The 22,050-nt window shown below is 70.0% G+C and carries 20 protein-coding genes; 6 read left to right on the top strand and 14 right to left on the bottom strand.

The features are described 5' to 3' along the window. The first annotated feature begins 81 nt into the window (after window positions 1–81). The 6 genes from WS75_RS29695 to WS75_RS29670 all read left to right on the top strand — a co-directional run bounded on the left by WS75_RS29695 (window position 82) and on the right by WS75_RS29670 (window position 6,601). Window positions 82–543: a (2Fe-2S)-binding protein gene (locus WS75_RS29695; RefSeq protein WP_059468378.1), complete on the top strand. Its 462-nt coding sequence runs from the start codon at window positions 82–84 to the stop codon at window positions 541–543. Between the two features lie 2 nt (window positions 544–545). Continuing rightward, on the top strand, window positions 546–2,756 hold the full coding sequence (locus tag WS75_RS29690; RefSeq protein WP_059686013.1) for a xanthine dehydrogenase family protein molybdopterin-binding subunit: 2,211 nt from the start codon (window positions 546–548) through the stop codon (window positions 2,754–2,756). Between the two features lie 451 nt (window positions 2,757–3,207). Next, on the top strand, window positions 3,208–3,606 hold the full coding sequence (locus WS75_RS29685) for a winged helix-turn-helix domain-containing protein (RefSeq protein ID WP_059686011.1): 399 nt from the start codon (window positions 3,208–3,210) through the stop codon (window positions 3,604–3,606). A 353-nt stretch (window positions 3,607–3,959) separates the two neighbouring features. Beyond that, window positions 3,960–5,132: a type III secretion system cytoplasmic ring protein SctQ gene (sctQ, locus tag WS75_RS29680; RefSeq protein WP_059686391.1), complete on the top strand. Its 1,173-nt coding sequence runs from the start codon at window positions 3,960–3,962 to the stop codon at window positions 5,130–5,132. A gap of 3 nt (window positions 5,133–5,135) precedes the next feature. After that, window positions 5,136–5,810 (top strand): type III secretion system export apparatus subunit SctR, encoded by a 675-nt coding sequence (sctR, locus tag WS75_RS29675; protein WP_044847619.1) that lies wholly within the window; start codon window positions 5,136–5,138, stop codon window positions 5,808–5,810. Then, window positions 5,807–6,601 (top strand): lytic transglycosylase domain-containing protein, encoded by a 795-nt coding sequence (locus WS75_RS29670; RefSeq protein WP_059686009.1) that lies wholly within the window; start codon window positions 5,807–5,809, stop codon window positions 6,599–6,601. The genes sctR and WS75_RS29670 overlap by 4 nt, the downstream gene beginning before the upstream one ends. A gap of 52 nt (window positions 6,602–6,653) precedes the next feature. Here WS75_RS29670 and asnB read toward each other — a convergent pair whose 3' ends face one another. The 14 genes from asnB to sctV all read right to left on the bottom strand — a co-directional run bounded on the left by asnB (window position 6,654) and on the right by sctV (window position 21,900). Next, window positions 6,654–8,621, bottom strand: a complete 1,968-nt coding sequence (asnB, locus tag WS75_RS29665; RefSeq protein ID WP_059686007.1) for an asparagine synthase (glutamine-hydrolyzing) — start codon at window positions 8,619–8,621, stop codon at window positions 6,654–6,656. Between the two features lie 271 nt (window positions 8,622–8,892). Continuing rightward, window positions 8,893–9,924, bottom strand: a complete 1,032-nt coding sequence (locus WS75_RS29660; protein ID WP_059686005.1) for an EscU/YscU/HrcU family type III secretion system export apparatus switch protein — start codon at window positions 9,922–9,924, stop codon at window positions 8,893–8,895. A 24-nt stretch (window positions 9,925–9,948) separates the two neighbouring features. Continuing rightward, window positions 9,949–10,758 carry a type III secretion system export apparatus subunit SctT gene (gene sctT, locus WS75_RS29655; protein ID WP_059686003.1) on the bottom strand — a complete coding sequence of 270 codons (810 nt, stop codon included), beginning with the start codon at window positions 10,756–10,758 and terminating at the stop codon, window positions 9,949–9,951. Further along, window positions 10,752–11,411 (bottom strand): hypothetical protein, encoded by a 660-nt coding sequence (locus WS75_RS29650; RefSeq protein ID WP_059686001.1) that lies wholly within the window; start codon window positions 11,409–11,411, stop codon window positions 10,752–10,754. The genes sctT and WS75_RS29650 overlap by 7 nt, the downstream gene beginning before the upstream one ends. Then, window positions 11,404–12,789 (bottom strand): type III secretion system ATPase SctN, encoded by a 1,386-nt coding sequence (gene sctN / locus WS75_RS29645; protein ID WP_059685998.1) that lies wholly within the window; start codon window positions 12,787–12,789, stop codon window positions 11,404–11,406. Before sctN ends, WS75_RS29650 begins: the two co-directional genes overlap by 8 nt. Further along, window positions 12,786–13,415: a type III secretion system stator protein SctL gene (sctL, locus tag WS75_RS29640; protein WP_059685996.1), complete on the bottom strand. Its 630-nt coding sequence runs from the start codon at window positions 13,413–13,415 to the stop codon at window positions 12,786–12,788. Before sctL ends, sctN begins: the two co-directional genes overlap by 4 nt. Continuing rightward, complete coding sequence (locus WS75_RS29635) at window positions 13,397–14,137, bottom strand: SctK family type III secretion system sorting platform protein (protein ID WP_059685994.1); 741 nt, start codon at window positions 14,135–14,137, stop codon at window positions 13,397–13,399. The genes sctL and WS75_RS29635 overlap by 19 nt, the downstream gene beginning before the upstream one ends. Beyond that, window positions 14,134–15,018 (bottom strand): type III secretion system inner membrane ring lipoprotein SctJ, encoded by an 885-nt coding sequence (gene sctJ / locus WS75_RS29630; protein WP_059685992.1) that lies wholly within the window; start codon window positions 15,016–15,018, stop codon window positions 14,134–14,136. The genes WS75_RS29635 and sctJ overlap by 4 nt, the downstream gene beginning before the upstream one ends. 53 nt (window positions 15,019–15,071) lie before the next feature. After that, complete coding sequence (locus WS75_RS29625) at window positions 15,072–15,554, bottom strand: hypothetical protein (RefSeq protein ID WP_059686389.1); 483 nt, start codon at window positions 15,552–15,554, stop codon at window positions 15,072–15,074. Between the two features lie 124 nt (window positions 15,555–15,678). Beyond that, window positions 15,679–15,900, bottom strand: a complete 222-nt coding sequence (locus WS75_RS29620) for a hypothetical protein (RefSeq protein WP_040141234.1) — start codon at window positions 15,898–15,900, stop codon at window positions 15,679–15,681. A gap of 145 nt (window positions 15,901–16,045) precedes the next feature. Continuing rightward, on the bottom strand, window positions 16,046–17,395 hold the full coding sequence (gene sctD / locus WS75_RS29615) for a type III secretion system inner membrane ring subunit SctD (protein ID WP_059685991.1): 1,350 nt from the start codon (window positions 17,393–17,395) through the stop codon (window positions 16,046–16,048). Then, window positions 17,376–19,415: a type III secretion system outer membrane ring subunit SctC gene (sctC, locus tag WS75_RS29610; protein WP_059685989.1), complete on the bottom strand. Its 2,040-nt coding sequence runs from the start codon at window positions 19,413–19,415 to the stop codon at window positions 17,376–17,378. The genes sctD and sctC overlap by 20 nt, the downstream gene beginning before the upstream one ends. Further along, on the bottom strand, window positions 19,415–19,693 hold the full coding sequence (sctS, locus tag WS75_RS29605) for a type III secretion system export apparatus subunit SctS (protein ID WP_006751731.1): 279 nt from the start codon (window positions 19,691–19,693) through the stop codon (window positions 19,415–19,417). Before sctS ends, sctC begins: the two co-directional genes overlap by 1 nt. Beyond that, window positions 19,690–21,900 (bottom strand): type III secretion system export apparatus subunit SctV, encoded by a 2,211-nt coding sequence (gene sctV, locus WS75_RS29600; protein ID WP_059686387.1) that lies wholly within the window; start codon window positions 21,898–21,900, stop codon window positions 19,690–19,692. Before sctV ends, sctS begins: the two co-directional genes overlap by 4 nt. Window positions 21,901–22,050: the final 150 nt, after the last annotated feature.

Raw genomic sequence — 22,050 nt, 5'->3', positions numbered from 1 at the left:
GTAGACGCAAAAATCGCGCGCTCGCGCACACTGCCCGCTAACCGGGCGCATGCCGGGTTTTCCCCATGGAGACATACAAACATGCCTACCTCGTTTGTCCTCAACGGCAAGAACGTTACGCTCGACGCCGATCCGTCGATGCCCGTCCTCTGGGCGATCCGCGAGCACGCGGGGCTGACCGGCACGAAGTTCGGCTGCGGCATGGCGCAGTGCGGCGCGTGCACCGTCCATCTCGAAGGCCAGGCCGTGCGCTCGTGCGTGCTGCCGCTCGCCGGCATCGCGGGCAAGCACGTCACGACGATCGAAGGCCTGCAGAGCAAGCCCGCGCAGGCCGTGCAGGCCGCGTGGGTGAAGCTGCAGGTGCCGCAGTGCGGCTATTGCCAGTCCGGCCAGATCATGTCGGCCACCGCGTTGCTCGAACAGAATCCGAAGCCGACCGACGCCGACATCGACGCGGCAATGAACGGCAACATCTGCCGCTGTGCGACCTACGCCCGCATCCGGGCCGCGATCCACGACGCGGCAGCGACACTGGGAGCCTGACCATGACGATCGAACTCGAGAATCGCGGTTCGGTGCGACCGTCGCGCCGCACGTTTCTGAAAGCCGCGGGCGCCGCGGCCGCCGTCAGCCTGACGATCGGCTTCGAATGGGCCGGCCTCGGCCGCCGCGCGCTCGCCGCGACCGCACCCGCCGCCGAATTCGCGCCGAATGCATTCCTGCGCATCACGCCCGACGGTGTGGTCACCGTCGTCGCGAAACACGTGGAAATGGGCCAGGGTGCATACACGGGCATCGCGACGATCGTCGCCGAGGAGCTCGACGCCGACTGGTCGAGCGTACGCGTCGAAAGCGCGCCGGCCGATGCGAAACGCTATGCGAACCTCGCCTTCGGCACGATCCAGGGCACGGGCGGCAGCTCGGCCATGTCGAACTCGTGGCAGCAACTGCGCGAAGCGGGCGGCAAGGCCCGCGCGATGCTCGTGTCGGCCGCGGCGGCGCGCTGGAAGGTGCCGGCCGGCGAGCTGACCACCGCCAACGGCGTGGTCACGCACGCGACGAGCGGCAAGACGGCCGCCTACGGCACGCTGGTGGCCGACGCGTCGAAGCTGCCGGTGCCCGACAAGGTCACGCTGAAGCAGCCGGCCGACTTCAAGCTGATCGGCCATCGCATTCCGCGCGTCGACGGGTCGGCCAAGTCGAACGGCACCGCGCATTTCACGCTCGACACGACCTTCCCCGGCATGCGCGTCGCGCTGCTGCAGCGCCCGCCGCGCTTCGGCGCGACGGTCAAGTCGTTCGACGCGACGGCCGCGAAGGCCGTGCCGGGCGTGGTGTCGGTCGTGCAGGTGCCGGGCGGCGTCGCGGTCGTCGCGACCGGCTTCTGGGCCGCGAAACAGGGCCGCGACGCGCTGAAGGTCGACTGGGACGAAACGAACGCCGAAAAGCGCGGCTCGGCCGAGATCATGCGCGAGTACCGGCAGCTCGCCGCGAAACCCGGCGCGTCCGCGCGCAAGGACGGCGATGCCGACGCGGCAATCGCGGGTGCCGCGCGCAAGGTCAGCGCGACCTACGAATTCCCGTATCTCGCGCACGCTCCGATGGAGCCGCTCGACGCGGTCGTCAAGCTGACCGCGAACAGCTGCGAGATCTGGGCGGGTGACCAGTTCCAGACGATCGACCAGGGCAACGCCGCCCGGGTCGCGGGCCTGAAGCCCGAACAGGTGCAGATCCACACGCTTTACGCGGGCGGCAGCTTCGGCCGCCGCGCGAACGCGTGGTCGGACTACGTGGTCGAGGCCGTGTCGATCGCGAAGGCGCTGGGCGCGGACGGCCAGCCGGTCAAGCTGCAGTGGACGCGCGAGGACGACATCCAGGGCGGCTTCTATCGCCCGATGTACTTCCACAAGCTCGACGCGGGGTTGACCGCGGACGGCAAGCTGGTCGGCTGGCGCCACCGGATCGTCGGCCAGTCGATTCTCGCCGGCACGCCGTTCGAGGCGTTCATGGTCAAGAACGGGATCGACGCGACATCGGTCGAGGGCGCGGCGAACCTGCCGTACGCGGTGCCGAACGTGTCGGTCGAACTCACGACCACCAAGGTCGGCCTGCCCGTCCTCTGGTGGCGCGTGGTCGGCAGCTCGCACACGGCCTATGCGGTCGAGGCGTTCATCGACGAAGCCGCGCACGCGGCCGGCAAGGATCCGTACCTGTTCCGCCGCGACCTGCTCGAGAAGGAGCCGCGGATGCGCGCGGTGCTCGAGCTGGCCGCGCTGAAGGCCGGCTGGGATCCGGCGAAGCCGCTGCCGAAGGGACGCGGGCGCGGGATCGCGGTGGCCGAGGCATTCAAGAGCTATGTCGCGCAGGTCGCGGAAGTGTCGGTCGACGCCGACGGCAAGGTGAAGGTCGAACGGGTGGTGTGCGCGGTCGACTGCGGGATCGCGATCAACCCCGACATCGTCGCCGCGCAGATGGAAGGCGGCATCGGCTTCGGGCTCGGTGCGGCGCTGCACAGCGCGATCACGCTGAAGGACGGCCAGGTCGAGCAGCGCAACTTCGACGGCTATCAGGTGCTGCGGATGGCGGAGATGCCGAAGGTCGAGGTGCATATCGTGCCGTCGGCCGAGGCACCGACCGGCGTGGGCGAGCCGGGCGTCGCGCCGGTGGGCCCGGCGGTCGCCAACGCGATCTTCGCGGCGACCGGCAAGCGCCATTACGTGTTGCCGTTCGATTCGGGCGACACCGCGAAGGCTTGACGCGCAGGTGAAACGCCGGTCGCGCGGCGGGCGTGTCGCGCGACCGGTTTTCTTTCTGCCGGGGCAGGCCCCGGCGTACGGTCCGACATGGGCAAAAATCTGCCCTAACCCATTGATTCCACTCTGCAATGCGTCCAGCACGGGCGTGTTCGATGCAGGGTTCGCCGTCCGGTCGGTGCCCTGCCTGATCGGCGGGAATTTCCCGCCCCCACGTAACACCGCCCGTAACGCCCGTAACGTTCCCGCCGGATGCTACGTAACAATCCTTCAATGTTGCTCCGACCCTTCCGAAGCGCGCCGCGCGTCCTGCGTTAAAAATTCTTTTAGATTCAAGGCCGGCGTACCGCCAGCCCCGCCCCCTCCACCCGTCGACACCTGACAGACCATCCCTGGCCCGGAAGTTGCGGTACATGACCCGCAAACACTCCTTTACGGACATGCGAGGGCCAACATGGATTGCAAATACCTGTACATCGACAATATAAAAATCAACTTCGTGCGCCGCACGATCGAAATCGACAACAAAGTCGTCGACGTCACGCCGCGCGAATTCGACGTCGTCGAATTCCTGCTCGAGAACATGAACAAGATCGTGCCGCGGCAAGCGATCCAGGAAGCGGTCTGGGGCCGCGAGCTCGGCGTGTCGTCGCGCACGCTCGACACCCACATCTCGCGCATCCGTTCGAAGCTGCAGCTCGATCACGACAAGAACCTGCGGATCATCCCGATCTATGCGGTCGGCTATCGGCTGGTGCTGTTCGGCGCGGCCATGACGCACGTCGAGCGCCATGACGCGGCGCCGATCCTGCGCGCCGCGCCGCAGCAGGCGCTGGCTGCCGACTACGCGTAACGGCTCACCCGCGCGCCGCCACCGCGCGGCGCGCCGGCAAGGCTCCCCACCGCGCCGCACGTCCGACGTGCGACGCCTCGCGGCCCGGCACGCGTGCCCGCCGCGCCACGACCGCCGCCTCCGGGCGGCGGCCGCCTTTGTGCGTGCGACGCGCCGCACGCGGCCACGCCGCCCCGCGCGGCAGGCTTCGTAGCTCGCCGCTGCCCGCGCCGCCGGCGCACGCGCGCGACTACGGATTCCGGCGCGGCACGCGGCCGGCGCCGTCCCTACAATCGACGCAGCAGCCGCGCGCCCCCCGCGCCGCCGGCCACAACAACCCGTCGAACCAACGCCGAATCCGCCCCGATCCCGCCGTGCCTGCGCTGTCCCTGACGAATGCCGACGCCGGCGACGCCGCGAACCGGGCCTCGCCCGCCGCTGCCACCCCGCCCGCCGCGGCGCCCGCCATCCCGCCCTCGCCGGCCGTGGTCGCGCTCGACGCGTCGCCCTGGCTGCCGCGCCTGTCCGCCGCCGCCGCGCGCGGGCTGTCGCATGCGTACGGTGCCACGGGCGCGGTCCCGGTCACGCTCGGCGAACACGCGTACGAGGTGCGCTGGCGCGTCGACGCCGAACCGGCCGCCGACGCGCACGCATACCGCTTCGTCATCGGCCCGGCCACCGGCACGCTGTGGATCGATCCGGTCGCGGAAAGCGCATGGCTCGACGACGCGGCCGACCCGGCCGTACCGGCCGTGATCCGCGCGGCGCTGCTCGCGGATCTCGCCGCACCGCTTTCGGCCGTGCTGCAGGCCGCGACACGGCAGCGCGTGGAACTGCTGCCGCCGCCGACGAGCGTGCCCACGTGGCGCAGCGCGCCGGCCGCGCTGCGCTTCGAACTGCGTCGCGCCGACGGCGCGTGGCGCTGCCACGGCGCGCTGCTGTTCGATGCGCCGGACGCGCTCGCGGTGTTCTTCGCGGCGCCGGCGGCCACGCGGCCCGGCACGCGCGCCGCGTATGCAAGCCTGCCGGTGCCGCTGGTATTCGAGATCGGCCGGACCGAACTGACGATGGCCGAGCTGGCCGACGTGGTCAGTGGCGACATCATCGCGATCGAACGCTGGCGCGCGCACGAGCAGAACCTGCTGTGCGTCGCGCGGGTGCCGGCCGCGCCGGCGTGGGAGATCACCGGACGGCCGTCGGGCAACCGGCTGACCGTCGAACGAATCAGGGAGATGCCTTTGGAACCGACCCGCACCGACACCCCGCCCGCGACTGCGCAGGATGGGTCGCCCGACGATGCGCCGCGCTCGCTCGACGGCCTCGCGGTCGACCTGCGTTTCGAATTGCCGCCCACGTCGATCCCGCTCGGCGAACTCGGCGCGCTGCAGCCCGGCGCGGTGATCGAACTGCTGCAAGGCATCAACCAGAGCGTGATCCATCTCGTCGCGAACGGGATGCTGATCGGCACCGGCCATCTGATCGCGGTCGGCCAGAAGCTCGGCGTGCGCGTCGTCACGCTGACGCAGCCCGCGCCGCGCGAGCGCTGAACGATGGGCAGCCTGCCGAATCCGGTCGCGCTGATCGCGGTGATCGCCGCGCTCGGCATCGCGCCGTTCGCGGCGCTGATGGTGACGAGCTACACGAAGCTCGTGGTCGTGCTCGGCCTGCTGCGCTCCGCGCTCGGCATCCAGCAGGTGCCGCCGAACCTCGTGCTCAACGGCATCGCGCTGATCCTGTCGCTGTTCATCATGGCGCCGGTCGGCATGTCGATCCGCGACGCGCTGCAGGCACGCCACTTCGACGCATCGGGACAATTGTCGACCGCCGACATCGGCGCGCTCGCCGATGCCGCGCTGCCCCCGGTCAAGGATTTCCTGGTGTCGCATACGCGTCAGCGCGACCGCGAATTCTTCGTGCGCACCGCGACGTCGGTCTGGCCGAAGAACCGCGCGGACGGCATCAAGGACGACGACCTGCTCGTGCTGGTGCCGAGCTTCACGCTCGCCGAGCTGACGAAGGCATTCCAGATCGGTTTCGTGATCTACATCGTGTTCATCGTCGTCGACCTGCTGGTTGCGAACATCCTGCTTGCATTAGGCATGCAGATGATCTCGCCGACGACGATCTCGGTGCCGTTCAAGCTGCTGCTGTTCGTCGCGCTCGACGGCTGGTCGCTGCTCGTGCACGGGCTCGTGCTGTCGTATCGCGTGGCGGGGGCAGGATGAGCGCGCGTGGCCCGCGCGGCGTCGCCGCGATCCTGTGCACGCTGCTCGCGCTGGCGCTCGCATGCGCGGGCATGCAGCCGCGCGGCGCGCAGGCGGCGGGCAGCGCCGCAGGCTTCGCGCAACTCGCGCGCGCCTGCGCACCGAACGTCGATCCCGACACGCTCGCCGCGCTGGTGCGCACCGAATCCGGCTTCAATCCGTATGCGATCGGCGTGGTCGGCGGCCACCTGACGCGCCAGCCCGCGTCGCTCGACGAAGCGCGCGCGACCGCGAGCGAGCTGGCCGCACGCGGCTTCAGCTACAGCGTCGGCCTCGCTCAGGTTAACGAACGAAACTTCGCGAAATACGGCCTCGACGACACGACGATGTTCGAACCGTGTCGCAACCTGCGGGCAGGCGGCGCGATCCTGACCGAATGCTTCACGCGCTCGTCGAACACCGGCCGCCCCGCGCAGGCCGCGCTACGCGCGGCGCTGTCGTGCTATTACAGCGGCAACTTCACGACCGGGTTCTCGAGCGGCTATGTGAGCCGCGTCGTCGCGAGCGCGCAGCGCAACGCACGCGAAGGCGGCGTCGAACCGATTCCGGTGGTGCGCGACATGCCGCCACCCGCGCGACAAAGGCGCATGGACGCGGCCGCGACCACGCCGCCCGAACGCGCGCGCAGGCTCGCGTCGCCCGCCGCCTCCGCCGACGCGCCGTCGTGCCATGCGCGACCGGTCGTGATGATGTGCCGCGGATTGCCGGCGAGCCAGGCGAAGCGGCTGTGCGTGCGGTGCCTCGATCAGTGAGCGAGCGCCGGACACCAACATGACGTGACGCGGCTCGCCGCGTCCTCCCGCTTCATGCGGCGCGCTGATGTTCCAGCCACGCCTGGAACATCAGCACCGTCCACAGCTGATGCTGCCAGTTCATCCGGCCCGTCTGGTGCTGGCGCCACAGCCGCTCGACGGCCGCCGCATCGAAGAAGCCCTCGTCGCGCAGCCGCGACGGCTGGAGCAGCGCGTCGGCCCAGTCGCGCAATGCGCCGCGCAGCCAGTGATCGACGGGCGCGCAGAAGCCCTGCTTCGGCCGGTCGATCAGCGACGACGGCACGTACTGGTCCAGCAGCCGGCGCAACAGCACCTTCGACTGCCCTTCCGGCAACCGCACCGACGCAGGCAGGCGCCACGCGAATTCGACGACGTGATGGTCGAGGAACGGCATGCGCGTCTCGAGGCTGACCGCCATCGCCGCGCGGTCGACCTTCGCGAGAATGTCGGTCGGCAGGTACGTGAGCGTGTCGATCGCCATCGCCTGCTCGGCGAAGCTCAGGTTCGCGGGCCACGCGGACACCGTGTCGAGCGGCGTCGGCGGCTCCTGGCCGCGCAGCGCGATGCGCTCCGGATGATGTACCGACGACATCAGCAGCCGGTACAGCCCGATGCGGCTCTCGGCCGTCATCACGTGGCCGAGCTTGTGCAGCCGGTCGCCGATGCGGGTCGCCGAGTCGCGCGCTTCCACGCCGCCCCATGCGCCCTGCGCGACCGCCGCGAGCTGGTCGGCATGATCGGGGCGCAGCGCATGCAGCGCGGCGGCGATCCGCGCGCGCACCGCCGCCGGCACGCGATGCAGCTTGCGCCACAGGCGCGGCGTCAGGAAGTAGCGCGTATAGCCGCCGAACAGTTCGTCGCCGCCGTCGCCGGACAGGCTCACCTTCACGTGCCGGCGCGTCATCTCCGACAGGAGGAAGGTCGGAATCTGGGAGGCGTCGGAGAACGGCTCGTCGTAGATCGTCGGCAGCTTCGGCACGACGCCGAGCGCATGGTCGGCCGTCACGTAAAGCTCGGTGTGGCGCGTGCCGAGATGGCGCGCAACCGCCTTCGCGTAGCCGGCTTCGTCGTAACCGGCCTCGTGAAAGCCGATCGTGAACGTGTCGACCGGGTTCGCCGACTGCGCCTGCATCAGCGCAACGATCGCCGACGAATCGATACCGCCCGACAGGAACGCGCCGAGCGGCACGTCGGCTTCCATCTGCCGCGCGACGGCCTGCCGCAGGACCGCGTCGAGTTGCGTGACGGCCTCGTCGGCACTCCCCTCGAACGGCCGCTCGCGGCCCGCTTCGATCGCCTGCTCGAGCGTCCAGTACGCGCGCAGGCGCGGCGTGTCGCGCGCATGTTCGAACTGGACGAAGGTGCCCGGCGGCAGCTTGCTGATGCCGCGATAGATCGTATGCGGCGCCGGCACGCTCGACTGGCGCAGGTACAGACACAACGCGTCGCGATCGATCGTGCCGTCGAAGCCCGGATACCCGCGCAGCGCCTTCAGTTCCGACGCGAACACGAGTGCGTCGCCGATCCGGCCGTAGTAAAGCGGCTTCTCGCCGATCCGGTCGCGCGCGAGCGTCAGCACCCGCGACGCGCGACTCCACAGCGCGAACGCGAACATGCCGGACGCGCGCCGCAGCGCCGCCTCGACGCCCCACGCGACGATCGCCGCGATCAGCACCTCGCTGTCGGAATGGCCGCGCCACGCCGGTGCGCGACCCGCACGCTCGAGCTCCGCGCGCAACTCGCGATGGTTGTAGATTTCGCCGTTGAAGACCATGACGTAGCGGCCGCATGCGGATGCCATCGGCTGCCGGCCGTGTACCGACAGATCGACGATCGCAAGCCGCCGGTGACCGAGCGCGATACCAGCCTCCGGGTCGACCCAGAGGCCCTGCCCGTCGGGCCCGCGATGCGCGAGGCTCGCCGTCATTCGCGCGAGCGTGCCGCGCGCTGTCTCCTCATCGCAGGCGACGCTATTCAGAAAGCCGTCGATTCCGCACATTGATTTGTCTGCCCCTGTTGACCTGTTCCGTCAGCGGCGGCGCAATCTTGCAGCCCGCCGCCCGGTTGACGGTCGAGCCATATTACGAAGAAATAAATCAGCAATAATTCATGGGTGAATGTCGGACAAATCCGGAAAAAAAACCGCGTCAAGCCCGACGTGCCATCGGCCTCGCGAGCAGGAAACGGGTCCGCATCACGGCGTATCGGCGCTTCAGCGCATCGGCTACTCGCGTGCATGCCGGCGTTCCGGGCCCGACGCGTCGTATTCGTCATGCCGCGCCGGTCGCCCACTTCAGCAACTGCGCGACCTCGCGGAAATGCTGCTGCTGGATCGTGCCCTTTTCGGGCGTGCTCTCGTACAGCGCGTGCGCGAGGCCGGCGTTCGCGAGCGTCGGGCGCAGCGCGTCGCGCGCGAGCCGCACGATCCGTTCGGCCGCCTCGCCCTCGCCGCGCGCGAGCACCCACGGCAGCGTCCCGATCCCGCCGTAATAGAGCGCAACCGCGACGCTCGACGAATAGACGACCACCGACGCGAAGCCGATCCGGTCGGGCAGCGACGAGAACTGCGCTTCACGCGCGAGCTGCCGGCGCTTTGCCTCGATGTGCGGATCGCCCTCGTCTTCCTTGTGCTCGCGCCGCACTTCGTCGATCGACATCTTCATCTTCTGGTTGAACGCGTGGCGCTGGTGAACGATGTCGATCAACGCCATCACGATGTAGATCAGCGCGGCCCAGCCGAACAGCAGCATCAGCAGCTTCACGATCAGCGCGAGAATCGACATCGGCCGCGTGAAGCCGGCCTGCACCGACGGGTCGAGCGACTCGACGATCAGCCAGCCGAGCGTCGCGGCGAGCAGCACGGTCTTCAGCAGCATCTTCGCGAGGTTCACGAGGTTGCGCATCGACCACATGTTCTTCAGCCCCTCGGCCGGATTGAGCCGCGACAGCTGCGGCACGAGCCGGCTCCACGCCATCACGCCGCCCACCTGCACGAAGCCCGCGAGCACGCCGGCCAGCAGCCCGGCCGCGACGATCTGCGCGGACAGCAGCGCCCAGTCGCGCGCGGCGCCGTCGATCAGCACGGCGAGCCGCGCGGACGGATCGGCCGCGCCGGCCGCATCGAACACGAGCCGGAACAGCGCCTGCAGCCGCGCGAACACCGTGCCGAGCCCCACCGCGAGCGCGACGCACACGCCGACGAAGAATGCCGACGAGATCGTCTCCGCGCTCTTCGGCACGTCGCCCTTCTGGCGCGCCTCGCGCAAGCGCTTCGCGGTCGGCTGCTGGTTCTTCTCGGACATGGGCGCTCCGGTTCCGGCGGGCCGTCACGCGCCGCCGTGCGCGGCGAACAGCGCGCGCAGCAGTGCCATCAGCCCGCTGTCGGGGCTCAGCAGCGCATGCAGCGACGCGTACACCACCGGCAGGAACAGCACCATCATCAGCACCGCGAGCGCGCTCTTCACCGGCTGCGCGAACACGAAGATGTTCAGCTGCGGCACCGCGCGCCCGACGAGACCGATGCCGAGTTCGACGAGCACCAGCACGATGATGACGGGCGCGGCGAGCTTCACCATCCATTCGAAGATCGTGTCGGTCTGCCGCACGACGAAGGTCTCCAGCATCGACGCAAAATCGGGGCCGAGCGAGCCGATCGGCCACCACGCATACGACTGCGCGAACAGTTGCACCAGCACCTGCAGGCCGCCCGCGGTGACGAACAGCGCGATCGCGACGAAATTGAGGAAGCCCGACGTCGGGCCGCCCTCGTGCCCGCCCATCGGATCGAAGAACGCGGCACTGCCGCTGCCGGTCTGGAAATCGATCAGGTAGCCGACACCCTGGATCGCGAACAACACCGCGCTGAACGCGCCCGCGAGCAGCATGCCGACCACCGCCTCCTTCGCGACGAGCAGGCACCACATCAGGAACGGCAGCGCGGCGACCTGCGCCGGGTCGATCACAGGCGCGACGAACGCGGCGATCACCACCGCGATGCCGTTGCGCACGAGGCCCGTGACGATCTGCTCGTTGAACACCGGCACGACGAACATGATCGGCAGCAGGCGCGGCATCACGTAGAGCAGCGGCCGCAGCGTGCCGGCGATGTCGTTGAAGCTCGCGGCGTGGTCTAGCATCGGCGATCCGCGGCGGCGGGTGCCGGGTCGGCGGCGGACGAGTCGGGGGTGTCGGCCGCGTCCGCCGCATCCGCATCCGCCGGCCGCGACACCATCTGCGCATCGAATGCGGCGGCCATCTCCGGCTGCCCCGACGCATGCGCCTGCGCATCGCCCGCCCAGACGCCCGCCGTCGCGAAACGCCGCACCGCATGCGCATCCGCAACCTCGTCAGCGTCGCGCTCGACCCGCGCGGCACGCGCCTGCAATGCCTTCTCGCCAGCCTTGTCGAGCTTGTCCTCGGCGGCCTTCGCCTTGCGCGCGGCGCGCTGCAGGTCGGCAAGCGTCGCCTCGTGATCGCGGTGCGCGTGCGCGGCTTCGCTGACCGACGCATTCGCAACGCCGATGTGGCGATCGAACGTGCGCGTGTCGGTCGCGGCGTTCTGCAGCGCGCGCGCCTCGCGCAGGTCGTCCGCGAGCCGCGTCTGGATCGCGGCCTTCGCGGCGACCTGCTGAGCGAGCCGCGCGTGCGCGGCATCGAGCGCGCGGCGGCTCTGCGCGGCGATGCCCTGCTGGCGCGCGGCGGCAACGCGCGCGATCTGGCTGCGCATCTCGCGCACGCGCTTCAGGCGCGCAAGCGTCGCGAGCACGAGACGGTCGTCGGCTTCAGACATGATCGTTCGCGAGTTTCGTCAGCTTCGCGAGCAGCGCGTCGAAACGCACGTCCTCGTGCGAAGCCTGCGCGCAGAACGCGCCGATCGCATCGCGCGCACGCAGCGCGAGATCGCCGAGCCGGTCGCTGCCTTCGCGGTACTCGCCGATCTGCACGAGCAGCTCGATCTGCTGATACTTCGCGATCAGCTCGCGCACGCGCGCGGCCGATTGCTGATGCGCGCGGCTCGCGACGAGCGGCATCACACGCGACAGGCTCGCGAGCACGTCGATCGCCGGATAGCGGTTCGCGAGCGCGATCTTGCGCGACAGCACGATGTGGCCGTCGAGGATCGAGCGCACTTCCTCGGCGATCGGATCGGATTCCTCATCGCCTTCGACGAGTACCGTGTACAGCGCGGTGATCGAGCCGGTCGCGCCCTGGCCCGCGCGTTCGAGCAGGCGCGGCAGCACGGCGAACGTCGATGGCGGGAAGCTGCGCCGCGTCGGCGGCTCGCCGCTCGCGAGGCCGACCTCGCGCTGCGCGCGCGCGAAGCGCGTCAGCGAATCGACCAGCAGCAGCACGCGCTTGCCCGCATCGCGGAAGTGCTCGGCGATCGCGGTCGCCACGAGCGCGGATTTCACGCGCTCCATCGCGGGACGGTCGGAGGTCGACACGACGACGATCGAGCGCGCGCGCACCTCCGGCGACAGACTGTGCTCGATGAACTCGCGCACTTCGCGGCCGCGTTCGCCGACCAGCGCGATCACGTTCACGTCGGCTTGCGCACCGCGCGCGATCATCCCGAGCAGCGTGCTCTTGCCGACGCCGGACGGTGCGAAGATGCCGACGCGCTGGCCGATGCCGAGCGTCATCAGGCCGTCGATCACGCGCACGCCGGTCGGAAACGGCGTGTCGATCATCTGGCGCGCAAGCGGGTTCGGCGGGTCCTGCTGCGTCGATACCCACGCGGCACCCGTCACGGGCCCGCGATCGTCGAGCGGCCGGCCGAGCCCGTCCAGCACGCGGCCGAACAGCGCTTCGCCGACCGGGAACACGTGCTCGCGCCCGGACGGCACGACGGTCGTCTCCGGCGACAGCCCGGCCACGTCGCCGAGCGGCGTGAGCAGCGTGGTCTGCCGCGAGAAGCCGACCACTTCGGCGAGCAGCGTCGGCTGATTCGGCGTGCGCAACTCGCAGATCTCGCCGAGCCGCGCGCGGATGCCGGTCGCGTTGAGGATCTGCCCGACCGCGTGATTGACGCGGCCCTGCACCGACACCGGCGAGAAGAACGCGAGCCCCGCGTCGAGGTCGCCGACGAGGCGGCCGCGATCGAACGGCGCCGCATCGTCGTCGCTGTCACCGCCGAACGACTGCGGATCGTCGAGCGGCGCGTTCATCGCGTCGTGCCCTTCAGCGCATCGCGGCGGATCGCCTGGCGCAGCGCGTCGATCTGCAGGTCGAGGCTCGCGTCGATGCGCCCGGACGGCGTCTCGACCGTGCACGCATGGCGTTCGAGCTGTGCGTCCTCGACGATGCGGATCCTTTGACGATTCGACTGTCCGGCGAACGCGCGGTCGAGCGCGTCGCGCATCTCGTCCGCGCGGCCCGGCGCGACCCGCACGATCAGGAACGCCTCGTCGCGCACGAGCGGCGCGATCCGCGCGAGTGCGGCCTCGTAGAGCTTCTGCGTGCCCATCTCGCCGACGATCGCGCGCACGGCCTTCACGACGATATCGGCCATCGAATCCTTCATCGACTCCATCGTCCGGGCAGCGGCCAGCGCCTGCGTGTAGGCCTGCGCCGCATGCTCGCGCTGCGCGCGGCGCATTCCTTCGTCGTAGCCCGCCGCCTGGCGCCTGTCGAATTCGCGCTGCGCATCGGCGACGATGCGCGCGGCCTCGTCGCGCGCGGTCGCGATCACCGCCGAGGCGTCGAGCAGCGCCGCGTATTCGCGCTCCTTGAGCACCTTGCGCTCCGACAGCAGCTGCAGGTTGTCGCTCGTGATCAGAAAAGCCAGTCCCATGACGCAAGCCTCTCGGGAATCAGAAACAGGAACAGCAATTCGCCGAACTGGTCGCGCTGCGCGCGATTCAGCCAGTACGGCGCCTCGTTGTCGATCGTGCGGTTGAATTTCAGGCGCGCGCGCCGCGCGACCGCATCGCCGGCCACGCCGATGAAATCCGCGAGCAGTCGCCCGCCGCGCGCACGAATCACCATCGGCAGCGCGGCCGGATCGGCACGCCACGGTTCGAGCGTGTCCGCGAGCGCGCCGAATTCCGGCGCGCGCTCGAGCGCGAGCTCCAGCGCGTCGCCGCCGAGCTTCGCCGCGACTTCCGCACGAATGCGGCGCACGGTCAGCGCGTCGCGCAGCCAGCCGCGATGCAGCAGCAGCCCCGCATACGACGCGAGCTGCTCGAGCGCCGCGCCGGGCAGCAGCGCGAGCCGCGCACACGGATTGGCGACGTCGAAGTCGTGGTGTCCGGCCACGCCGTTCGCATCGAGCAGGTGACGGGCAAGCAGCTTGCGGCCGGCCGGGCCGAACGCGTCGGGCGAGCGATAGCGCGAGGGCCACTCGGCCGGCACGCGCGTCACGTGCAGATAGCGGTCGGGGCGCAGGTTGAATTCGCAGACGAGCGCGTGAAACGCCGCGCGCCGCGCGGGCGGCGGCGGCGCGAGCGGTTGCAGCCACGGCAGCGGCGCGGCATCCGGCCTGGCGCCCGGCGGCAGCGCGGCGTGTTCGCTCATGCGCCGTCGCGCGCGCCGTCCGGCGTGCGCAGGCCGCTACCCGACGACGCGGACGCGCCGCCGGTTCCGTTCGCGCCGCGCGGCGTGCCGGCCAGCCCGGCCAGCCGGGCGCCGAACATCCCGCGCCGCGCGGCCGACAGCGCGATCACCGCGCAGGTCAGCAGGATCAGCGCGAACACCAGCCAGCCGAGCGGCGAGCGCAGCCGCAGGATGTCCGACACCGCGCTGCCGATGCCGTCCACGCGCGTCGTGCGCGCGGCGGCCGGCTGCAGGAACAGCGACACGTTGTCGTACTGCAGCCCTTCGATGCTGTGCGCGACGAGATCCTTGACCATCGGCGCCATCGCGCGCAGGTCCACGCCGGGCCGGTAGCGGATGTACACGGCCGCCGACGACGGCTTGATCTTGTCCGCGAGCGGATCGTTCTCCGGAATCACGACCTGCACGCGCGCGACCACCACGCCCTCGATGTCCTGGAGCGTGCGCGACAGGTCCTGCGACACGCCGTACAGGTAGCGCACGCGCTCCTCGGCCGGCGTCGACACGAGCCCCTGCTTCTGGAACAGCTCGCCGAGGCTCGCGTAGCTCGGCTTCGGCAGCCCGTTCGCCTGCAGCACGGTGAGCGCCGACTGCATGTCGCCGTCCGCGACGCTCACCTGCCAGGCGTTGCGATCCGACGTGTCGCGCGCGTCGTTGTCCTTCGACGCGCTGATGCCCGCATCGCCGAGCACGGCGACCATCTGGTTCGCGTCGCGCTCCGACAGGCCTGAGTACAGCTCCTTCTGGCAGCCGGCCAGCAGCGCGAGCAGTCCCGCGAGCAGCGCACGCGCCGCCCGGCTGCGCCACGCGTGCATGCGCGGCGTCGAATCGATCGTCGTCATCGTTTGTCCGCTTCAGGGCGCGCGGCCGCTTCAGGCACACGCACCGGCCTTCGTCACTCCTGCGTCTTCAGCACCGTATGCGTGAAGCCGTTCGCCGCCTGCGCGACCGACAGGCTCAACTGGTATTCGGAAATCGTGGTGGTCGCCGTCCACTGGAAATCCATCGCCTTCACCATCGTCATCAGCGGATCGCTGCGGTTGTCCGCCATCGACGTCAGCATCTCGGTGCGATGCTTGTCGATGTTCGCGTACCGCGTGTCGAGATCGTTGCCGTACGTGCGCAACCGCTCGACCAGCGACGCATGATTCGCCTGCGCGGGTGTCGCGGGCGTCATCTGCACCGCCGGCGCCGCATCGGCCGGCACGCGCGACATCGCGACGCCCGACGCCGACGGTGCGCTCGCGGCTGCACCCGGCTGCATCAACGCATCGAACTGGCGCACCTGCGCCGGATCGGACGCCGTGCCCGCCTGCTGCACGGCGCCCGCGAGCGCGGCCGCGCCCGGCGGTGCCGCACCTACGCCTGTTACCGACATGATCGTGTCCTCCTTGACCGGCAGCGCCGGAAACGAGCCGGCCGGCACGCACGCGCGCCCCGCCAGGCACCCTGCACGGGCTGCCCGGGCATGCGGCGTCGCGCGGCGCGGCCGGCGTCCGGCGTCATGCGCGGCCGGCGGAACTCAGGTGTTGCGCAACCTGGGCGTTCGCCGTCCCTTCCTGCGCGGTCACTGCGTTGCTGGTTTCGAACGTCGCGGTCGACTGCTGGACCTGGAAGTTGATCTTCGTCAGTTCGAGCTGCGTCTTGGTCAGGTCGTCCGCCTGCTGCTGGACCTGGGTCGTGTCGTTCGGACCACCCGTGCTACCGGCTGCTGAGGCACCCATATTTCGCTCCTTTTGCGTGAAGAACGTCATCCACTTTCCGGCGGCGGCCCCATGCCCCGCCAGCGACGTGACGCGCCGCATGCAGGCGGCGTGTCGCGTAATGCGCGCACCGCGCGACACGCGATGCGCAAATCCTGTCGCGACGCTAGTGCGCCGCCTCCTTCGATGCACCAGCGGCCGCGACGGCCGGCGCATCCTGCAGCAGCGTCGGGCCCGGCACCGGCTGCGCGACGCCTGCCGCCGCACCGCTCGCGAGCGGCGGCACGGGCGGCGCCGGCGCGCGCTCGGGCGCGCTCGCGGACGGGCCGCCAAGCGGCATCGTGATGCGCTGGCCGTTACGCTCGAACACGACCGCGTCCGGACCGATCGACACGACGGTCGGCCCCTCCTTCAGCCGCGCGCCTTCGAAATAGCGGCTGCCGTCCGCCATCTCGATGTAGCGCTGGTCGCCGTCGCCCGCGAATACCGTCGTGATCTCCGGAATCCCCGCGACGCCGCCGAGCGTCGTCGCGGTGCGCGGCGCGGCGGCATCGGCGTCGCGCACGTGGTCCACCACCTCGAGCGCCGGACGCGCGTCCTTCATGTAGTTGCGGATGCGCGGCTCGATCTGCGCGCGCTCGGCCGCGCCCGTCAATTCGATCCGGCCGCGGCCGAGGTACGCGACCGTCAGCGCCGTGTCGCTGAAATAGGTCTGCGCGGTCGCGACCAGGTCGCTGACCACGTAGATGTTGCCGAGCGCCGCGTTGTCGACGCCCGCGACGATCTGCGCGACGCGTTCGCGCGCGGCCGGGTCGCTCACGTAGCCCGACACGATCACGCCGTCGTCGCGCGGCGCGACGGCCAGCTCCGGATACGCGTGCAGCAGTTGCTGCAGCCGGTGCGTGCGCGCGAGCACCGATTCGTGCTGCCACGGCAGGCGCCCTGACCAGGTGACGAAGCCGTAGCCGAGCGCGCCCAGCAGCACGCCGAGCCACAGTGCGACCAGCGCGATCACGAGCCGCCGGCTGCCGAGGCGACGCAGCCCGCCTGCGAGCCAGCCGAGCCACGCGGCCTCGCGCGCGGCATCCGGCGCACCGGTTTCATCCGGCAGCGCGACGCTCGCCTGCGCGTGCCGCGCGATGCCGAGCCGGATCGAGCCGACCGTCACGACGTCATGCGGCGTCAGCGAGCGGCGGCCCGCGCCGAGCGGCTCGTCGTTGAACAGCACCGGCGCACCGCCGTCGCCGCCGTGGTTCTGCACCGTCACCGCGAGCGCGCCGACCTGCAGACACACCTGTTTCGCGCCGATCTCGCGATCGGGCAGGATCACCTCGCAGTCGGCCGCGGTGCCGACCCAGTTCGCGCCGCGCGCGAGCGACATCGTGCGGCCGTACATCGGCCCGCTCAGGAAACACAGGTTCCACGGCGACGCGAGCGCGGCCGACCCGGCCGCGGCGCCTCCCGCGCCGCCGGGCAATGCGCCGTCGCCGTGCGGATCAATGATGGTCGTCGACATGAGTGGACGCTCCTGCGGTCGTCGCCACGGGCTGCGCGGCCGAATCCTTCGGCGGCGGCAGCGCAGGCGGGCCGAACTTCGTGCCGGGCAGCGGCGCGGGCGTGAGCGGCACCGCGATGTCGTTGTCTGGCGGGCGGTACATCGACGTGCCGTTCGAACCGGCCGGCCCGTCCGCGCCCGGATTCACCGGCGAGCCGTCGGGCGCATACATCGACGCGGTCGTCACCACGCGCGGCGTCAGCAGGTAGAACCGCTCCATGTGGTTGCCCGACTTGTCGGTGTACTTGAACAGGTTGCCGATCAGCGGGATGTCGGACAGCCACGGCACGCCGCTCTTGTTCAGCCTCACCTCGTCGTCGTTGAAGCCCGCGATCAGCAGGCTCTTGCCTTCGTCGATCATCGTCTTCGTGACGATGTTGCGTTGCTGGATCACCGGCACGTTCGACACGGCCTGCCCCGGCACGATGTTGCCGTCCTGGATGTCGATCGACATCATCACGCTCTGCGGGTTGCCGGAGACGGCGGCCGCGTTGCGGATCGCCTCGTCGACGATCATCGGCGTCACCTTGATGCTCGTGCCGGTCGTCACGCTGTACAGCGACGAATCCTGGTAGCCCTGCACCTGAACGTAGAACTGCGTCAGGTTTTCGAGAATGGCCTCGGTGTTGTCGAGCGCGAGCACCTTCGGCTTCGATCGCAGCTGCGCCTGCCCCTTCTGCGCGAGCGCATTCACGCGCGTGAGCAGGTAGTTGCGCAGCGAGCCGCCGATCGACGCGGTCAGCGCGATCCCGGTCGGCATGAAGGCGCCGGTCTGCCCGGTTTCCGACGTGCCGATGCCGAACGTCAGCGGCGGATTGCCGGCGCCATTGAACTGCGTGTTGCCGTTCAGCGGATTCTGGCCGTTGCCGATCTGCACGTCGCCGTGCGTCGTGTGCAGGCGCCAGTCGATCCCCAGGCTGTCGAGCGAATCCTCGTTGATGTCGATGATCGTCACGTTGATCTCGACGATGCGCGGCCGCTCGTCGAGCTGGTTGATCAGCGACTGGTAGCGGTACATGTTCTCCGGCAGGTCGCGCACGATCACCGCGTTGATCGCCGGATCGGCAACGATCTGCGGCAGCGTGTCGCCACCACCGCCGCTCGAGAACGGCGAGAAGCCGCCGGCGCTGCTGTCCGCGCCGCCATAGCCGCCCTGGCGCGGGCCGCCGGACATGTCCGGGAAGTCGAGCCGCGGCACGGCGATCGTCAGCCCCGAGCCGAGCTTCACCTGACGCGCGGCCTGCCCGAGCGGCGTGCTCGACGGCAGTTCGCTCGTGCCGCCGCCCCTGCCGAACAGCCGGCGCAGGATCGTCGCGACACCCGGCACCGTCACTTCCTTGCCCGAGCGGTTGATCGTGAAGTCGGACGCCCAGCCGTACCTGAGCCGGAAAGCGCGGATGTCCGCATGCGCGCCGTTCGCCGACGGATCGCCGACCGAGCCGACCGCCTGCCGCACGAGCTCCACGTAGCGGCGCGGGCCGGCCACGTATACGCTGTTCGCGCGGTCGTTGATCACGAGCGTATAGCGCTTGTCGGGAATCTGCATCGCCTGCAGCGCGCGCCCGATCTCTCCGGCCGCGTTCGGCGGGATCGGGATCATCTGCGTCTGCGACTGGTCGGCCGGGTCGACGTACAGAAACGAGCCGTCGTAGTACCACGTGAGCCCGTAGGTCGAGCAGATCGTGTCGAGCGTCTGCTGCGGCGTGCCCGAGAATCGGCCGCTGATCACGCCGTCGACCTTCGGGTCGACCACGGCCGTCACACCCTGCGACGATGCGAGCTCGCGAATGAAGTCACCGATCTTCTTGCCGTTCGCGACGATCGTAAACGGCTTGTTGCGCCAGCGCAGGTCCGCCGCGCGCGCCGGCTGCGCGACCGTCATGCACAGCGCTGCCGTGAGCAGCGCGGTCGCGCACATGGCGAGCGCGGCCCGTTGCAGGCGGCGCGGTTGAAACCGGATCGGGGTGACGCGTCGGCGCATCAAAGCACTCCTGTGGAAGAAACGAACATGCGTTCAAGCGCCTGCTGTGCGAAGCGCAGCACCTCGCTGCCGAGCCAGCCCGACAGCAGCACGAGCGCGACCATCACGGCGATCAGCCGCACCGCGATGCCGATATTGGCGTCCTGCACCTGCGTGACCGCCTGCAGGATCGCGACCACGAGGCCGGTGACGGTGGCGATCAGCACGATCGGCAGCGACAGCAGCAGCACCAGCATCAGCGCCTGCCGGGTCAGGTCGAGGATCGTCGAGCTCGTCATTGCGCGACTCCCGGCGCACGCACGCCGGCGCCCGCGCCGAGCGTGCCGTCGTCGGGCGGATTCTTCACCCAGCCGACCGTATGCAGCTGCACGTCCTCCTCGACCTCCTGGTACGACAGCACCGCGAGTTCGGGCAGCACCGGCTGCAGGATCGTCTTCACGTAGCGACGCGCGCCGAGCGCGACCATCACCGCGAGTCGCGCGGCGCCTTGCGCGTTGCCATGGCCGCCCGCGCCGGGCTGCGCCGACGTCGCCGCCTGCACGATCGCGCGCACCTGTTCGCCGATGTCCTGCTTGATCGCGCTCGACAGCGCGAGGAAATTGCCCTGCTTCGTGCGCATGACCGCGTTCTCGATCCGCTCCTGCAGGTTCTGCTCGAACAGCACGACGCGCAGCTGCCGCGTCGCGCCCGCATGACGATCGGTGATCATCCGGCGCAGGTCGACGCGCACCAGCTCGACCAGCGCGATCACGTCGTCCGGCTCGTTCGGCGCCCACGTGATGAGGCTTTCGAAAATCACGCGCAGGTTGCGGATCGGCACCTGTTCGGCAAGCAGCCGGCGCAGCACCTCGGTCACGCGCTGCAGCGGCACGAGCCGCGTCAGTTCGCCGACGAGTTCGGGATGCTCGCGGCGCACCAGGTGCACGAGCGCCTGCGTTTCCTGGATGCCGATCAGTTCGTCCGCATGCTGGCGCACGATCTGCTCGACGTGCGCGGCGAGCGCGCCTTCGCTCGTCAGCCACTTGCCGTCCGGCGCCGCGCCGTCGGGCTTGATCCACAGGGCGGTCGCGAACGGGCCGAACGCCTCGGCCGGCTGGCGCTCCGCGCGCTCGGGCAGCGGCGCGACGCCGTCCCACAGCAGCCAGCCCGGCTTCAGCGCGCCATGCGCCGCGAGCACGTCCTGCAGATAGATCCGGTACGTGCCGGCCGCTGCTCCTTCGTCGTCGTTCAGCGTGATGCGCGGAAATACCGTGCCGATACCCGCGTCGACGCGCGCCTTCGCGCTCGACAGCGCGGTCTGCAGCTGCGCAAGGTTGAGCGTCGTGCGCAGGTCGTCCGACAGCGACACCGCGATCAGCGACGTGACGCCCGCCGCATGCGACACCTTCGCGGGCTGGCCGTCGTCGGTCGCACCGATGCGGCCCGCGATATGAATCAGGTTGAAGCTCGGCGCGGTCGTCTTGCGCTTCAGCTGCGTGAATGCGAACGCGCCGAGGCCGAACGCGATCAGCGCGAACGACCACTTCGGAAAACCGGGCACGACGAGGAAGCCGGCCAGCACCAGCGCCGCGATCAGCAGCGCGCGCGGATGCGCGCCGAGCTGCTCGCCCAGTTGTTCGCCGAGCTGGCGCTGCCGCGTGTCGCGCGTCGCGACGCGCGTCGTCACGATGCCGGCCGCGATCGACACCAGCAGCGACGGGATCTGCGACGCCATCCCGTCGCCGACCGTCAGGATCGCGTAACGTTGCAGCGCCTCGCCGATGTCCATGCCGTGCATCAGCGTGCCGACCGCGATGCCCGCGACGATGTTGATGAACGCGATCACCAGGCCCGCGATCGCGTCGCCCTTCACGAACTTCATCGCGCCGTCCATCGCGCCGTGCATCTGCGATTCCTGTTCGAGCTTCTCGCGACGCTCGCGCGCTTCGTCGGCGCTGATGATCCCCGCGCGCAGGTCCGCGTCGATGCTCATCTGCTTGCCCGGCATCGCGTCGAGCGAGAAGCGCGCGCCGACTTCGGCGACCCGCTCGGAGCCCTTCGCGATCACGATGAACTGCACGACGGCGATCACGAGGAACACCACGCCGCCCACCACGACGTTGTTGCCGACCACGAGCCGGCCGAACGCGTCGATCACGTGGCCCGCGTTCGCGTGCAGCAGGATCAGCTTGCACGACGCGATGTTCAGCGCAAGCCGGAACAGTGTCGTGAACAGCAGCAGCGCGGGGAACGACGAGAAGCTGACCGCCGAAGGCACGTAAGTCGACACCGTCAGCAGCACGACGCTCGCGGCGAGATTCAGCGAGATCATCCCGTCGAGCGCGGCTTGCGGCAGCGGCAGGATGAACAGCGCGACCACCGACACGATGAACGCGGCGAGAAACAGGTCGGCGCGCGGCGATGCCCCGAGACGTCGCCCGGACACGCTGCGGGCGGCGGAAAAGAGCCACTGCCAGTCGCGAGGGAGCGCCTTCGGTTCTGCCATCGTGCCGTCGTCCTGTCGTTGTCGCCGGCGGGCACGGGCCGTCATGCCCCGTGTCGCGCGGACCGTTGAATGGGACGAGTGTAGCGACGCGACACCGCGCAAAAACGGATGCGCCTCGTAGCGGCGCGGCGGTTTTCCGGTGACGATCGA

It is taken from the genome of Burkholderia sp. FL-7-2-10-S1-D7, from assembly GCF_001524185.1.
Taxonomy (GTDB): Bacteria; Pseudomonadota; Gammaproteobacteria; order Burkholderiales; family Burkholderiaceae; genus Burkholderia; species Burkholderia diffusa.
The sequence above is the reverse complement of the archived record's forward strand: the minus strand, read 5'-3'. Positions and strand labels throughout refer to the sequence as shown.

Coding starts and splice junctions, on each gene's coding strand:
- WS75_RS29695 (WP_059468378.1), top strand. CDS start 82: ATGCCTACCTCGTTTGTCCTCAACGGCAAGAACGTTACGCTCGACGCC.
- WS75_RS29690 (WP_059686013.1), top strand. CDS start 546: ATGACGATCGAACTCGAGAATCGCGGTTCGGTGCGACCGTCGCGCCGC.
- WS75_RS29685 (WP_059686011.1), top strand. CDS start 3,208: ATGGATTGCAAATACCTGTACATCGACAATATAAAAATCAACTTCGTG.
- sctR (WP_044847619.1), top strand. CDS start 5,136: ATGGGCAGCCTGCCGAATCCGGTCGCGCTGATCGCGGTGATCGCCGCG.
- WS75_RS29670 (WP_059686009.1), top strand. CDS start 5,807: ATGAGCGCGCGTGGCCCGCGCGGCGTCGCCGCGATCCTGTGCACGCTG.
- asnB (WP_059686007.1), bottom strand. CDS start 8,621: ATGTGCGGAATCGACGGCTTTCTGAATAGCGTCGCCTGCGATGAGGAG.
- WS75_RS29660 (WP_059686005.1), bottom strand. CDS start 9,924: ATGTCCGAGAAGAACCAGCAGCCGACCGCGAAGCGCTTGCGCGAGGCG.
- sctT (WP_059686003.1), bottom strand. CDS start 10,758: ATGCTAGACCACGCCGCGAGCTTCAACGACATCGCCGGCACGCTGCGG.
- WS75_RS29650 (WP_059686001.1), bottom strand. CDS start 11,411: ATGTCTGAAGCCGACGACCGTCTCGTGCTCGCGACGCTTGCGCGCCTG.
- sctN (WP_059685998.1), bottom strand. CDS start 12,789: ATGAACGCGCCGCTCGACGATCCGCAGTCGTTCGGCGGTGACAGCGAC.
- sctL (WP_059685996.1), bottom strand. CDS start 13,415: ATGGGACTGGCTTTTCTGATCACGAGCGACAACCTGCAGCTGCTGTCG.
- WS75_RS29635 (WP_059685994.1), bottom strand. CDS start 14,137: ATGAGCGAACACGCCGCGCTGCCGCCGGGCGCCAGGCCGGATGCCGCG.
- sctJ (WP_059685992.1), bottom strand. CDS start 15,018: ATGACGACGATCGATTCGACGCCGCGCATGCACGCGTGGCGCAGCCGG.
- WS75_RS29625 (WP_059686389.1), bottom strand. CDS start 15,554: ATGTCGGTAACAGGCGTAGGTGCGGCACCGCCGGGCGCGGCCGCGCTC.
- WS75_RS29620 (WP_040141234.1), bottom strand. CDS start 15,900: ATGGGTGCCTCAGCAGCCGGTAGCACGGGTGGTCCGAACGACACGACC.
- sctD (WP_059685991.1), bottom strand. CDS start 17,395: ATGTCGACGACCATCATTGATCCGCACGGCGACGGCGCATTGCCCGGC.
- sctC (WP_059685989.1), bottom strand. CDS start 19,415: ATGCGCCGACGCGTCACCCCGATCCGGTTTCAACCGCGCCGCCTGCAA.
- sctS (WP_006751731.1), bottom strand. CDS start 19,693: ATGACGAGCTCGACGATCCTCGACCTGACCCGGCAGGCGCTGATGCTG.
- sctV (WP_059686387.1), bottom strand. CDS start 21,900: ATGGCAGAACCGAAGGCGCTCCCTCGCGACTGGCAGTGGCTCTTTTCC.